The organism is Virgibacillus sp. GM2-2, assembly GCF_055329585.1.
This window is the reverse complement of record NZ_JBUZWC010000005.1, coordinates 204,057-217,260: the sequence shown is the minus strand read 5'-3', so window position 1 is coordinate 217,260 and position 13,204 is coordinate 204,057. Positions and strand designations below refer to the sequence as shown.

Sequence of the window (13,204 nt, the reverse complement as noted above, 5' to 3'; positions counted from 1 at the left end):
GTAAAGTGTTCTATCTTATCTAGCAATAACTGTCTCATTTAGTTTAGCAGTCACAAAATCCTGAACAAGAACAATTCACACAAGAAATGGTTAAGTATAATATCATATTAAAGGGTCGTCAAATAGGTTTTACCACTTGGTCATTGGCATATATGTTGTATTCAGCAATAACTAAACCTGATACGTCTTATTTGATGATGACACACCACAATAAAGTAACTCAATCATTGTTAAGGCGAATAAATAAAATGTATCAGAATCTACCACATGAAAAGTATGAAAAGCAAAAACTGTTTCCGAAAAAGGTTATATCCAATCGAGATGAGATTTATTTTGAAAATGGATCACGTATCCAAGTGGCAACTGCTGGTGGTGAAGATTCAATTTCAGGAAACACATTCCAACTTATTCATCTTAGTGAGATGGCTAAATACAATATTGAGCAACAAGAAGAAATTATTGCTACTTCCATTCCTGCATTGGCAAAGAATCCGAACAGTAAGATTATCATTGAGTCAACAGCAATGGGCTACAACACATATCAAGAAATGTTTCAACGTGCATGGAGAGGTAAAGAAACAGTATGGAAAGCACACTTTTATTCATGGTTGGCTAAAGCGTATTCTAGCCAATTTAAGCATAGTTTTGATGAAGCAGAAGAATGGTTTAAATTACATAATAAAGGCGAGAGAATGTCAAAGAAACACCTTGAACATGATGAAATAGTATTACGAGATAAGTATAAAGCAACCTTTAGACAATTGATGTTCAGGCGATATTACATAGAATCAAATAGTGAAGATAAGTTTATGAGGGAATTTCCCACTACACCTGATGAAGCATTTCAAACAAGTAATGTATCCGTATTTGATACAAATAAGATAAATGAACGTTTGGCGAATGTTCTTGATCCACTTCCAACTAATGAAGTTTATGATGAGTTACCTGAAGTATTGAAACCTTACATTAATAAGAGTTTGTATATCTATCATCTACCTAAATCAAGTGTACGAATGTATGGCGGTGTAGACGTTGCCAGTGGTAACGGTGGTAATACGGATAATTCCACATGTTCCATTTTTAATGCAGATGGTCAGCAAATGGCTTCATTCTATGCAAATGATGTACCTGTTTATGAGTATGCAAAAGTTATAAATGCTCTAGGCAGGTTTTTTAATTATGCGTTTCTTTGTGTGGAACGAAATTCCTTTGGTACACCTTTATTGGAACGTTTAAGGAAAGAACATGGCTATTTAAACTTGTTAAAAAGTAAGATATTCAATGAACGTGGCAAGAAACGTTTCCAATTAGGATTCCAAACTACAAATGTTACAAAATCAATCCTTATTAGTGATATGAAGGAAAATTTTGAGTTAGGATTTATCAATATTGAATGTGTTCAGACGTTGGAAGAAATGAAGATATACATAGATGACAATGGAAAAATGGGAAATAAGCGTGGAAATGGACTACATGATGATAATGTCATTTCCGTTGCTATGGCGTGTCAGGCAATGAAACAAGGCAAGTATTACGTTGATATTTAAGAAAGGAATGAGAAAATGGCAAAATTAGATCAATACATAAAAGATAAATATGAAAGTTCCAGTGAATGGTTTGTTGAATTTGTCCAAGAACATCATAATCAGGCAAGAGTTCAAGATATTATGGATAAAAAAGAATATCTAAACGGTGATCATAAGATATTGCGTAAACAATCATACAAATATAATGGAAAGGATTTTGAGCCGAGAAAGATTGTATTAAATTATGCTAAGACATTGTTAAACTTTCAGAAGGCATATCTATTACAAAATCCGATCACATTGACTGGTAATGAAAATGTTGTAAAGAAATATCAAAAAGTTAATCGTAAAGGTAAATATAACCGTATCAATCTGAAGATATTAGATAAAGTTTTGAAATATGGTCAGGTTGCAGAATATGTTTATATGGATAAGGGTGTTATTAAGTCAAAATTGATTGATCCGAGTGAAGGTTATCCAGTTTATGATAAGGATAATGAGTTGATTGCATATATACAGGCGTTTATGAATGATGGGATTGAATATTATACCGTTTATGAAACTGATGTTGTTAGTGAATATGATAATAATGGTGGAGATTTACGGTTAATTGGAAGGTACAACAATCTAAGTGGATTACCTATTATATATCATAATGACAATGAATTATCAGATGTTGAAGGTAAGAGTGAATTAGATGATTGGATTAGTATACTTGATAACCTTGAGAGTATTATATCTAAGTATTCTGATGGTGTAGAGAAATTCCTTGATCCAATATTTATAAATGTCGGTCAGGAATTGAAAGGTAGTGGATTACCTGCTGATATTGTTGGTAAGGGTATTAATATTGAAGATGGTGGTAATGCGTTCTATCTACAAGCCAAATTAGATAGTAAGTCATTTGAAACATTATTCAAGACACTGTTGCAATCTTTATTAGATATATCTCAAACACCTGCTGTAAGTATGAATAAGACAGATATATCTAATCTTAGTGAGGTAAGTATCAAACTGTTATTCCAGTTGGCAAACATTAAGGCAGGTATGAACGAACAATATATGCGTGATGGTATTGAAGAACGATTTGATAAGGTACGTTCATTGTTAGCGTTACAAGGTACTAAGTTTAGTGATGATAATTATGAATCATTAGACATGGTATTTACATATGCTACACCTTCTAATGACAAAGAAATCATTGAAATGTTGAAAGAGTTACGTGATATGGGTGCGATTAGTTTAGAAAGTATATTGAGTAATTCGCCATTCACAAATGATGTTCAGATGGAATTGGAAAAGATATTTGCTGAAGGTAATAATGATACAGTTAATACAGATGATGATGATGAAACTAATACAGGTGGTAATGAGAAGGATAAAGTTGGTGCATAGTTAGGCAGAATGTAGTAATGGCGTGGATTGTTGGTGGATAATATATATCAGTGTTCACGCCCTGTTACTTATAACGCTTTAGTGCACTAAAGTATAGTACAAAAATCCACACAATTTCCAGTGATCTCATGGCTCGGCTGTTATAGAGCCAGCGATGTTTTGGCTCGGCTGTTATGGAAGTATATCCTAATGTCACATAATGGTTATTATAGGACATAATGAAATATTACGTCACACTAATTTTTACCATATTTTAGGAGAAAATACATGGTTACTTTTAGTTAGTATACATAACATACGTTATTGGAAGTAAATTATCTCTTATTCTACTTATTATTGATGGGAATTGTACGGATTAGTGAAAGGTCAATGTAGACAGTTTGAGGTAACTGAATGGTAAATGTATATAAGAGGTTGTAACGTGGCTATATGTGGCTTACATGACCTATTATAAGCATGGATACCCCAATTGTCAATATTGAGTTGCCTAGCATACCGATTTACACACCCCAAAAAATATTAGGTATATGGTAAAATTGAAGCAGGATTATTACCCTATTTGTCGTATTGTATATAAGCAGGATTATTACCCTATTTGTCGTATTGTATATAAAAAGGGGGAATATGGTAAATGAAGAAAATATTATACGTTTTAATTATACTTTCCATTGTCTTAGTTGGTTGTAGTGGTGATGATGAAGATTTTAAAGATTCTTCATGGGGAATGACTAAGAAAAATGTTATTAAATTAGAAAAGGAAAACGGTAATGAATTATATACTGAGGATTTAGATTATGATGATAGACCAGTGGTTGAATATGAAGATTTAGTAATCAATGGTCTTAAAGCAGATGTTGAATATGTTTTCAATAATGAGGTAGAAAAAATAAGAGTTTTAACATATCGACAATTTGATGATAAATTTAACGAACTCTTTAAAAAACTAAAAGATGATTCTTTAACTGATGAAGAAAGAGTAAAAATTAATCAAGAATTTGAAGAAGAGAATAAAGAATTGTATAAAGAATATGAAAGCATTCCTGAAATATTAAAATTAAATGACTTTGTTCTTGTTGAAGGCGATTACTGGTTTAAGGATATAAGTAAAGAAGAACAAGAAGATTTATATAATTCGCTTGAATCCAAGTATGGTGAACCTGTTTATGGAGAAACACCATATAATAAAGAGGAAATGTATATGTGGTTTACTGATAGATCACTTATATCATTTTCAGGAAGTAGTATAAACTACATTGCTACTTATGGTGCATTAGAAGAATATATGAAAACAAATAATAAAGGTGATAATAGCGAAAACGACTTGTAGTAACTAATTAAACCTTAATCTTTAGCAGGAAAATAGTCCTCCATGTCGAATTTAGTAGGCAAAGGGGATGGTAATAATGAAAGTAAAAGAATTATTAAGGTATTTAGATTCTCATCCAAATAAAGATGATGATGTTTTAATTCAAGTACATTTGAACGGGCAAAATGAGAAGATTGTTTCTCCTATTTTATCAATGAGAACAGACACGGATAACAGAAAAGAAATAATCCTAGATACTGATATAATTGAGGTGAAACGATGAATATAATTAAACTAGAATATCCTGTAATAGATACCGAAAATCAAATAGTCGAAGCAACAATTAGTAAAGAGGGCAAAATCTTTTGTAGGATAACTTGTGACGTAAAAAATAACAAAGTAACAAAAGATGGTTCTTTTGATGTTATAAGTGTTGATGTTGATGAAGAAAAAATGCTTAATGGACTTTTGGATAACTCTAAAATGCTTATAGAACAGTTTAGTAAGTAAATGAAAATATACTTTGACATTCCAATTAGGAGTGTCTTTTTTTTATTGCCAAAATATAAAGGAGTGATCACTTGAATAATTTACAAAGATTACAAATGGAAACGAAAGGTATCAAACTAGAACAAGATGAATTAATCATCTACTTACAAGAAAATAACTTGCAGCCATTCACTGAATATAATCCTGAATCTGCAACGTCAAAGAAATTAATTTATCAATCTGCATTATCTATACTGGAATCCATTGCAAACAATCCTGAACAAATGAAAAATGTATCACATGAGGATATGAGTATTTCACAGTTCCATGAAAATTTACAATCAAGAATAGAACACTTAGAACGAAAAATCAGGAAGTTAAAAACTGATGAACAAGTTGCAAATGAAACAAGTTTCTTCATGTTATTTGATCAATAAAGGAAGGTGATTATATGTTAGAGAAATCATTCACACAATTAATCAATCAATTTGGCTCAGACGTATATCTGAATAATGAAGCAAATTCACGTAAAGCAATATTATCTTCTCAAACTGTTTCAGATACATTGCCAAACTTTGATGATAAAACAATCCATACAAATTGGAAACTAGAGCGTGGAATGGTAATTAAATATGATGATGTGGAATACTTAATCATTTCTGATGTTCAAAGTAAGCGGTCTTTTGAGTACAAGGCAACTATGCGACCTATGACAGTAGCATTTTCATTTACTTATATGACTGAAGGTGTAATCAAAGAATATGATCGTCTTGGTAATCCTATTTATGTTGAAGGAAAAGAACCAAAGGAAGTTACAGAAGATTTGCCTTGTGTAGCGTATCAGGATTCAGTTTCACTTGATCAAGGATATATCACCACTCTAGATAGCAGGATACGTGTTATATTGCCTGATAACCATACGACACAACAAATTACACAAGGTAGTACACACACAGTATTAAATCATAATTATAGTGTGACGGATATTAATTTATTTCAATCAGGTTTACGTATATTAATCATGGAGTGGACTACTACATAATTGGTTAAGTTTTTCTTGGACAGTATTAAGCATTTAAAAACCTTCTATATAATAAGGAAGAAAAATTAATCAATCTACATATAATATTAGACAAAATCATTCTACTGTGGTATATTTTTCTTATCAGAAAAAGTGGTCGTAAAAGTGGACTGAAACCCTGATACATCAAGGTTTTGATGCAAATGGGTCAAAAACCATCACAAAAGAAAATTAATCAAATGATGCGTGCAATGAACAATCAACAAGGTAAGTAATTAAACATAAATGCATGACTTTGCATCTACCCCTTAATACATAACCGTATTAAGGGGTATTTTATAATAGTTGCATTATTGTCAAACTCCGCATCATAAAATCTCCTCACATTCTGATACAATATAGAATAGTGAATGGTTTTAGGAGGGTTACTATGTCAGAGATCAATATATTTATTGCGTTTGGTGCTGGATTTTTGTCTTTTATATCACCATGCGTATTGCCACTGTATCCAGCATTTTTATCGTACATAACTGGAATGAGTGTTAGTGAAATGAAAGAAGATAATATCATGTTGAAGCGTAAAAGCCTGTTGCATACAATTTTCTTCTTATTAGGGTTTTCAAGTATATTTATGGTAATTGGATTTTCTAGTACGTTCGTATCGGAATTTTTGGTTACATACCAAGATATAATTCGACAAGTTGGAGCAATATTGATTGTATTTTTCGGCCTCGTAATAGTTGGAGTCTTAAATTTTGAATTCTTAATGAAGGATCGGAAAATTACGTTCAAAAACCGTCCTACAGGATATGCAGGTTCTTTTATAATCGGTACTGCCTTTTCCCTCGGCTGGACACCATGTATGGGACCAATTTTAGCAATTGTTATTTCGTTAGCAGCTACTAATCCAGATTTAGGCATGATAATGATGATAAGCTACATACTTGGTTTTTCGCTGCCCTTTATAATTTTGTCTTTCTTTATAGGGAAATTATCTTGGATTAAACGAAATAGTATTAAGATGGTAAAAATCGGAGGCTATATCATGATTTTAATGGGGATTGCCTTATTTTTTGATTGGATGACGAAATTGACATCATACTTAGCTGGTGTATTTGGATTTTCTGGATTTTGATAGATTTTTTAGAACGTTTGTATTAGTATATTAGTTAAAGGGGCTTTGATAATGTTTAAACCAAATGATCTTATACTTCGAACCACCACATCACTTATAGCCTTTATTCTGCTAGGATTTGCAGTTTATTTATTATTAGCAGGTCATAATGCCCCCGGTGGAGGGTTTGTTGGAGGATTAGTCACCTCTGGCGCAATATTACTTATGTACATGGCATATGGTATAGAGGCTGTTGAAAAAGTATTACCCATTAATTTCCGAACATTAATACCTATAGGCTTAATTATCGCGTTGTCTACAGGGTTGGGGTCTTTTGTTTTTGGAGTTCCATTTCTATCGCATACATACGGTTATTTTCATGTACCTATATTTGGAGAAATAGAATTAGCAACCGCGATGATATTTGATTTAGGTGTCTTTGTAACTGTATTAGGTGTTACTATTACGATTATTTTATCTATAGCGAATGATCAATAACTATTATTGGGGGAATAATAGAATGTCAAAAGTTCTTATTGTGGATGATGCTAAATTTATGCGGGTAACGCTTTCTACAATGTTAAAAAATGAAAATTACGAGGTCATTGGTGAAGCTGAAAATGGAAAAGAGGCAATAGACTTATACAAAGAATTGAACCCAGATATTGTCACAATGGACATTACGATGCCCATTATGAATGGAATTGATGCAATTAAGGCCATTAAAGAATATGATCCAAACGCCAAAATTGTTGTCTGTTCTGCAATGGGACAACAAAAAGTCGTTGTCGAAGCTATTGAAATCGGTGCGAGTGATTTCATTATAAAGCCATTTGATGAAAATCGTGTTTCAGATACATTGGCTCGTGTTCTACATAAAGATGAACCAACAACTAACATAAACCGCTGAAGATCGTGAAAGAGTTGATGAAGTATGTTCTGGATAATAATTAGTACGGTCGGAGCTGGATGCATGGCAGTTTTAATGATTTTTCTACGACTTAAATCCGCCAAAAAACCAGCTTCTGTAAAAAAAATTATTTTACCTCCATTATTTATGAGTACTGGTGCACTTATGTTTATTTTTCCGAGGTTTCGAGTTGAATGGAGCCAAGTATTTGAGGCATTATCTGTAGGAATAATATTTTCGATATTACTGATCATTAGTTCTAAATTTGAAGTAAAACAAAACGATATATATTTGATTCCATCAAAATCTTTTGTGTTTATTTTATTCGGTTTATTACTTTTACGAATAGTCCTAAAATTAGCCTTTAGTGGTTCAATATCTTTGTATGAAACAAGTGGAATGTTTTTCTTATTGGCTTTCGGAATGATTATTTCGTGGAGAATAGCAATGTTAATTAAATACAGAAAGTTAGAGAAACAATTAAATGAAGTACGATAAAACGAGCAAACTCGTAAAAAGTTTGCTCGTTTTATTGTAGTATAGAAAACGTCAATAATCTGAGGTTTACGTCTTCGTTCTATGTTAATCTATTCAAAAAATGTTTCATATGGGGTGACGTCAATCTCTTTTTCTGCTAGCTTTTTTCTGAGAAATTTATGGTCACGTTTTGGGGTGGCTACAATGTAGCCTTCAATCAAAATATCTTCTGTTATTTTCTTACGTTTTTTTTGAAGAGCAACTTCACCAATCTTACTTGCAATTTTATGTCTAGCGATATCACGGAATAATTCAGGAACAGGAGATACGAGCTCTTCTAGCAGTGCTTTTTCACTTTTCCCCCACATATGACGGGTTTTTTCCATGTAGTATTCTTCCCAGTCCATATTGGATTTTCCGTCTTCTTTAGGTAATCGCTTTAAAAATTTTCGAAACATGAAAAAGCCACCAATACCCATCAAACCGATTAATAAAAACCCCCAAAATATTATCAGATAATCGAGAAGTACCGACATGAAATCACCTATTTCTAATTTTTCACAATGTAAATCATACAAAAGATTTATTTTTTACGTTAAGTATAGTAAGATTACTAATAATTACTAATTTTTTTTCATTAATTGTACATATTTTTATTTTATTCGATAGTTTTATTATAAAAGTATAACCCGAAACTTACAAGTGACATATTTCAAACAATAACGTCATATAAGTGGTTATATACAATATTTATGTTGTAATCTGTAAAGGGGTGTATCGATGAAATCTAATTTTTATATGGAGAACACTGCTGAGAATGATAGAAATCATAATAACTTAGAAGTCAGTCAAGGAATCTATTCAGATATGAATGATCTTCCACCATATGTAATTGAATGGATTGAAAATAATAGCAATGAATTTTTTACAATATGGGATAGAAAAGGGAATATAAAATATATTTCTAAATCTGTTAAACGAATCTTAGATTATTCTATCAGTGATATAGATAAAATTAATTGGTACGAATTGATCTCCCCAGAAGATGAATCGTACATTAGAAAATATTTCTCTGAGCATAAAGGTAATTTTGAGAGCCATTTATTTAATATTAACCTTAGAAATAAACAAGGAAAATATATTTGGTCAGAGTGCGCTGTTTCAAAACTAATTGATCAAGAAAATGAATCATATTATTATATAGCACTTATCAAAGATATTTCTGATAAAAAAGAAGCCGAAGAAATGATGATTCGATCCGAAAAAATGTCTGTTGCTGGACAGTTAGCGGCTGGAATTGCGCACGAAATTAGAAACCCGCTAACTTCTTTAAAAGGATTTATGCAGTTACTACAAGCTGGGGTAAATCGAAAAGAAGAATATTATAAAATAATGATTGATGAAATTGAGAAAATGGAAACAATCACGTCTGAATTGCTTTTTATTTCAAAACCATTGACCAATAACAAAAAAGAAGAAGTTGTCGAAGTAATGATACATGAGATCGTAGCATTGTTATTACCACAGGCACGATTAAAAAATGTAGACATTAAATGGGAAAACTCAGAACAACATCGCGTATTCTGCGATAGATCACAGATAAAACAAGTACTGATCAATATAGTTAAAAACGCTATTGAGGCAATGGATTCAAAAGGGGTTATCGAGATTAATGTTTCTGTAACTGATAACAATATTGAAATTGCAATTGTAGATAATGGGCCAGGTATTCCTGAAGAAATCATTCATAAATTAGGGGAGCCATTTTTCACAACAAAAAAAACAGGCACAGGTTTAGGACTTATGATTACAAATCAAATACTTGAAAAACATGACGGGAAGTTAAAGATTGAACAAAATGCTACAAAGGGTAGCACATTTAAAATCATCCTCCCGGTACCTAGCGAGAGTTAAACACTCGTTGGGTATAATTTACATATTATTTATCCAATTCAACGTATAACTTTTACTTATCACTTTACATAATATTTTACTATACGCTAAAAGGCATATAACATTTGTTTTATATGCCTTTTTCATTTAGAATAATAAGGTAGAATATTAGTTTTGCCTAGGATTATTTGCCAAAAATTATCTCTATTAGGCAAAAGTAGAGTGAGAGGAGTACCACAAAATGACACAAAACGACGCATTAAAAGCGAAAAAGCAATTTGAGTTAAATGGAAAAACTTACAACTATTATCAGCTACAAGCTCTAGAAGAGGCTGGTATTGGTAACATTAAAAGACTACCATTTTCCATCCGCGTATTATTAGAGTCAATTGTTCGCCAACATGATGGTCATGTAATTAAAGACGAACACGTAAATGGACTTACAAAATGGGGAACAAAAGAAGGTACAGGTGTAGATGTACCATTTAAACCTTCTCGTGTAATTTTACAAGATTTCACCGGGGTACCTGCGGTTGTTGACCTTGCTTCATTACGTAAAGCAATGGTTGATATGGGTGGCGCACCTGACAAAATCAATCCAGAAGTTCCTGTAGACCTTGTTATTGACCATTCTGTACAAGTAGATCAATACGGTACACCGAATGCATTACAAGCAAACATGGAATTAGAATTTGAACGTAATGGTGAGCGCTATGAGTTTCTACATTGGGCTCAAAAAGCATTTGACAATTATCGTGCGGTTCCACCTGCAACCGGAATTGTTCACCAGGTAAACTTGGAGTACATTGCGAATGTTGTTCACGAACTAGAACAAGAAGATGGCAGCTATGACGCATTTCCGGATACATTATTCGGTACTGATTCACATACTACTATGATCAATGGTCTTGGTGTACTTGGTTGGGGTGTAGGTGGGATTGAAGCAGAAGCTGGAATGCTTGGTCAAGCTTCATATTTACCACAGCCTGATGTAATTGGTGTTAAGTTTACTGGTAGCTTCCCGAACGGAACTACTGCAACTGACTTAGCGCTAAAAGTTACACAAGTATTACGCGAAAAAAATGTAGTTGGAAAATTTGTAGAGTATTTTGGTCCTGGCTTGAAAGATATGCCACTTGCTGACCGTGCTACCATTTCTAACATGGCGCCTGAATATGGTGCAACATGTGGTTTCTTCCCAGTTGATGAAGAATCATTGAACTATTTACGTCTTACTGGTCGTAAAGAAGAGCACATTCAATTAGTTGAAAAATATTGTAAAGAAAATAACCTTTGGTATTCTTCTGATCAAGCTGATCCTGAATACACTGAGCTTGTTGAAATCAACTTATCAGAGCTTGAGCCAAACTTGTCTGGTCCAAAGCGCCCACAAGATTTAATTGCTCTATCTAACATGAAAAAAGAATTCAACAAAGCTGTTACAGCTCCAGCTGGAAACCAAGGCTTTGGTTTAGATAAATCTGAGTTTGATAAAGAAGCTACTGTAAACCACCCAGACGGAACTACTTCCGTAATGAAAACTGGTGCACTAGCTATCGCAGCTATTACATCTTGTACGAATACATCTAACCCATATGTAATGTTAGGTGCTGGATTAATTGCTAAAAAAGCTGTTGAAAAAGGGTTAACCGTTCCTGCATATGTGAAAACATCTTTAGCACCTGGATCAAAAGTAGTTACCCGTTACCTAGAAGATTCAGGATTGATGCCATATTTAGATAAATTAGGATTTAATTTAGTCGGTTATGGTTGTACAACATGTATCGGAAACTCTGGACCTTTGAAAGAAGAAATTGAAAAAGCGATTGCTGATAATGATTTGACAGTTTCATCTGTACTATCAGGTAACCGTAACTTTGAGGGTCGTATTCATCCACTAGTAAAAGCTAACTATCTTGCATCTCCACCACTTGTTGTTGCATACGCATTAGCAGGTACAGTTGATGTTGATTTAGCTACCGAACCACTAGGAAAAGATAGTGAAGGAAACGACATCTACATGAATGACATCTGGCCAACAATGGATGAAATAAAAGAGCAAGTAGAAAATACAGTAAAACCTGAAATTTTCCGTAAAGAATATGAAAATGTTTTTGATTCGAACGAAAAATGGAACGAAATCGATACAACTGACGAGCCACTTTATAAGTGGGACGATGAATCAACGTATATTCAAAATCCTCCATTCTTTGAAGGACTATCAAAAGAGGCTGGATCAGTTACACCTTTGAACAAGCTACGTGCAATTGGATTATTTGGAGATTCCGTAACAACGGATCATATTTCACCGGCAGGGGCAATCGCTAAAGATATGCCAGCAGGTAAATATTTACAGGATAAAGGCGTTTCTCCACGTAACTTCAACTCTTATGGCTCACGTCGTGGTAACCATGAAGTAATGATGCGCGGAACCTTCGCGAATATTCGAATTCGCAACTTGCTAGCACCAGGTACAGAAGGTGGATATACAACTTATTGGCCAACTGAAGAAGTAATGCCGATTTATGATGCTTCTATGAAATATCAAGAAGCGGGTACTGGTTTACTTGTAATCGGTGGTAAAGACTATGGTATGGGAAGCTCCCGTGACTGGGCAGCAAAAGGTACTAACCTTCTTGGAATTAAAACTGTAATTGCTGAAAGTTTTGAGCGTATTCACCGTTCTAACCTTGTTATGATGGGTGTGTTACCACTGCAATTCCAAAAAGGTGATAGTGCAGATAAGTTAGGTCTCACTGGTAGAGAAATGTTTAATGTTGAAATTGACGAATCTGTTAAACCACATGATCTAGTTAAAGTTACCGCAGTTGACAACGAAGGAAAAACTACCGAATTTGAGGTAGTGGCTCGTTTTGATAGCGATGTTGAAATCGACTATTACCGTCATGGTGGAATTTTACAAATGGTTCTTCGCAATAAAATGGAAGCGTAAGGTATAAATGATAAAACTTCTACACTATACTATAATAGTGTAGAAGTTTTTTACATTTACATGAACATTAATATAATCCATTTACATTTATGTTTTTTATCACTATATTATATTAAGAAG

14 protein-coding genes and 1 pseudogene are annotated in these 13,204 nt (G+C 33.1%); 14 read left to right on the top strand and 1 reads right to left on the bottom strand.

The genetic code is table 11. The features are described 5' to 3' along the window. Positions 1-86: 86 nt before the first annotated feature. From ACY9Z2_RS08775 to ACY9Z2_RS08720, 12 genes and pseudogenes are all read left to right on the top strand, one after another. Positions 87-1,547 carry a terminase large subunit gene (locus ACY9Z2_RS08775; RefSeq protein WP_463609248.1) on the top strand — a complete coding sequence of 487 codons (1,461 nt, stop codon included), beginning with the start codon at positions 87-89 and terminating at the stop codon, positions 1,545-1,547. Positions 1,548-1,562: 15 nt separating this feature from the next. Continuing rightward, the gene (locus ACY9Z2_RS08770; protein WP_463609247.1) at positions 1,563-2,921 is read left to right on the top strand and encodes a phage portal protein; all 1,359 of its coding nucleotides are present in this window, start codon (positions 1,563-1,565) and stop codon (positions 2,919-2,921) included. A gap of 631 nt (positions 2,922-3,552) precedes the next feature. Continuing rightward, the gene (locus ACY9Z2_RS08765) at positions 3,553-4,248 is read left to right on the top strand and encodes a hypothetical protein (protein ID WP_463609246.1); all 696 of its coding nucleotides are present in this window, start codon (positions 3,553-3,555) and stop codon (positions 4,246-4,248) included. A gap of 76 nt (positions 4,249-4,324) precedes the next feature. After that, entirely contained in the window at positions 4,325-4,510 is a 186-nt protein-coding gene (locus ACY9Z2_RS08760; RefSeq protein ID WP_463609245.1) for a hypothetical protein, read from the top strand. After that, entirely contained in the window at positions 4,507-4,737 is a 231-nt protein-coding gene (locus tag ACY9Z2_RS08755; RefSeq protein WP_463609244.1) for a hypothetical protein, read from the top strand. The genes ACY9Z2_RS08760 and ACY9Z2_RS08755 overlap by 4 nt, the downstream gene beginning before the upstream one ends. A gap of 71 nt (positions 4,738-4,808) precedes the next feature. Beyond that, positions 4,809-5,153: a DUF6706 family protein gene (locus ACY9Z2_RS08750; protein ID WP_463609243.1), complete on the top strand. Its 345-nt coding sequence runs from the start codon at positions 4,809-4,811 to the stop codon at positions 5,151-5,153. 14 nt (positions 5,154-5,167) lie between these two features. Next, positions 5,168-5,758 (top strand): hypothetical protein, encoded by a 591-nt coding sequence (locus tag ACY9Z2_RS08745; protein WP_463609242.1) that lies wholly within the window; start codon positions 5,168-5,170, stop codon positions 5,756-5,758. 170 nt (positions 5,759-5,928) lie between these two features. Then, positions 5,929-6,012, top strand: a pseudogene (locus ACY9Z2_RS08740) (YneF family protein); the annotation flags it as partial. A gap of 155 nt (positions 6,013-6,167) precedes the next feature. Beyond that, the gene (locus ACY9Z2_RS08735) at positions 6,168-6,872 is read left to right on the top strand and encodes a cytochrome c biogenesis CcdA family protein (RefSeq protein ID WP_463609241.1); all 705 of its coding nucleotides are present in this window, start codon (positions 6,168-6,170) and stop codon (positions 6,870-6,872) included. A 51-nt stretch (positions 6,873-6,923) separates the two neighbouring features. Next, positions 6,924-7,349 (top strand): Na(+)/H(+) antiporter subunit B, encoded by a 426-nt coding sequence (locus ACY9Z2_RS08730; protein WP_463609240.1) that lies wholly within the window; start codon positions 6,924-6,926, stop codon positions 7,347-7,349. Between the two features lie 22 nt (positions 7,350-7,371). Next, the gene (locus ACY9Z2_RS08725; RefSeq protein ID WP_463609239.1) at positions 7,372-7,761 is read left to right on the top strand and encodes a response regulator; all 390 of its coding nucleotides are present in this window, start codon (positions 7,372-7,374) and stop codon (positions 7,759-7,761) included. A 24-nt stretch (positions 7,762-7,785) separates the two neighbouring features. After that, on the top strand, positions 7,786-8,259 hold the full coding sequence (locus ACY9Z2_RS08720; RefSeq protein WP_463609238.1) for a CcdC family protein: 474 nt from the start codon (positions 7,786-7,788) through the stop codon (positions 8,257-8,259). Positions 8,260-8,348: 89 nt separating this feature from the next. Here the strand turns inward: ACY9Z2_RS08720 and ACY9Z2_RS08715 are convergent, their stop codons facing one another. Continuing rightward, on the bottom strand, positions 8,349-8,774 hold the full coding sequence (locus ACY9Z2_RS08715) for a DUF2621 family protein (protein WP_463609237.1): 426 nt from the start codon (positions 8,772-8,774) through the stop codon (positions 8,349-8,351). A gap of 244 nt (positions 8,775-9,018) precedes the next feature. On the opposite strand from ACY9Z2_RS08715, the gene ACY9Z2_RS08710 reads away from it, so the two are divergent. Beyond that, the gene (locus ACY9Z2_RS08710) at positions 9,019-10,152 is read left to right on the top strand and encodes an ATP-binding protein (protein ID WP_463609236.1); all 1,134 of its coding nucleotides are present in this window, start codon (positions 9,019-9,021) and stop codon (positions 10,150-10,152) included. 220 nt (positions 10,153-10,372) lie between these two features. Then, a complete protein-coding gene (acnA, locus tag ACY9Z2_RS08705; RefSeq protein ID WP_463609235.1) occupies positions 10,373-13,084 on the top strand; it encodes an aconitate hydratase AcnA in 2,712 nt (903 codons plus the stop codon). The last annotated feature ends 120 nt before the right edge of the window (positions 13,085-13,204 follow it).

What these genes read in the sequence shown, in the direction of transcription:
- ACY9Z2_RS08775 (WP_463609248.1), top strand. Translation starts at nt 87, where the DNA reads ATGGTTAAGTATAATATCATATTAAAGGGTCGTCAAATAGGTTTTACC.
- ACY9Z2_RS08770 (WP_463609247.1), top strand. Translation starts at nt 1,563, where the DNA reads ATGGCAAAATTAGATCAATACATAAAAGATAAATATGAAAGTTCCAGT.
- ACY9Z2_RS08765 (WP_463609246.1), top strand. Translation starts at nt 3,553, where the DNA reads ATGAAGAAAATATTATACGTTTTAATTATACTTTCCATTGTCTTAGTT.
- ACY9Z2_RS08760 (WP_463609245.1), top strand. Translation starts at nt 4,325, where the DNA reads ATGAAAGTAAAAGAATTATTAAGGTATTTAGATTCTCATCCAAATAAA.
- ACY9Z2_RS08755 (WP_463609244.1), top strand. Translation starts at nt 4,507, where the DNA reads ATGAATATAATTAAACTAGAATATCCTGTAATAGATACCGAAAATCAA.
- ACY9Z2_RS08745 (WP_463609242.1), top strand. Translation starts at nt 5,168, where the DNA reads ATGTTAGAGAAATCATTCACACAATTAATCAATCAATTTGGCTCAGAC.
- ACY9Z2_RS08735 (WP_463609241.1), top strand. Translation starts at nt 6,168, where the DNA reads ATGTCAGAGATCAATATATTTATTGCGTTTGGTGCTGGATTTTTGTCT.
- ACY9Z2_RS08730 (WP_463609240.1), top strand. Translation starts at nt 6,924, where the DNA reads ATGTTTAAACCAAATGATCTTATACTTCGAACCACCACATCACTTATA.
- ACY9Z2_RS08725 (WP_463609239.1), top strand. Translation starts at nt 7,372, where the DNA reads ATGTCAAAAGTTCTTATTGTGGATGATGCTAAATTTATGCGGGTAACG.
- ACY9Z2_RS08720 (WP_463609238.1), top strand. Translation starts at nt 7,786, where the DNA reads ATGTTCTGGATAATAATTAGTACGGTCGGAGCTGGATGCATGGCAGTT.
- ACY9Z2_RS08715 (WP_463609237.1), bottom strand. Translation starts at nt 8,774, where the DNA reads ATGTCGGTACTTCTCGATTATCTGATAATATTTTGGGGGTTTTTATTA.
- ACY9Z2_RS08710 (WP_463609236.1), top strand. Translation starts at nt 9,019, where the DNA reads ATGAAATCTAATTTTTATATGGAGAACACTGCTGAGAATGATAGAAAT.
- acnA (WP_463609235.1), top strand. Translation starts at nt 10,373, where the DNA reads ATGACACAAAACGACGCATTAAAAGCGAAAAAGCAATTTGAGTTAAAT.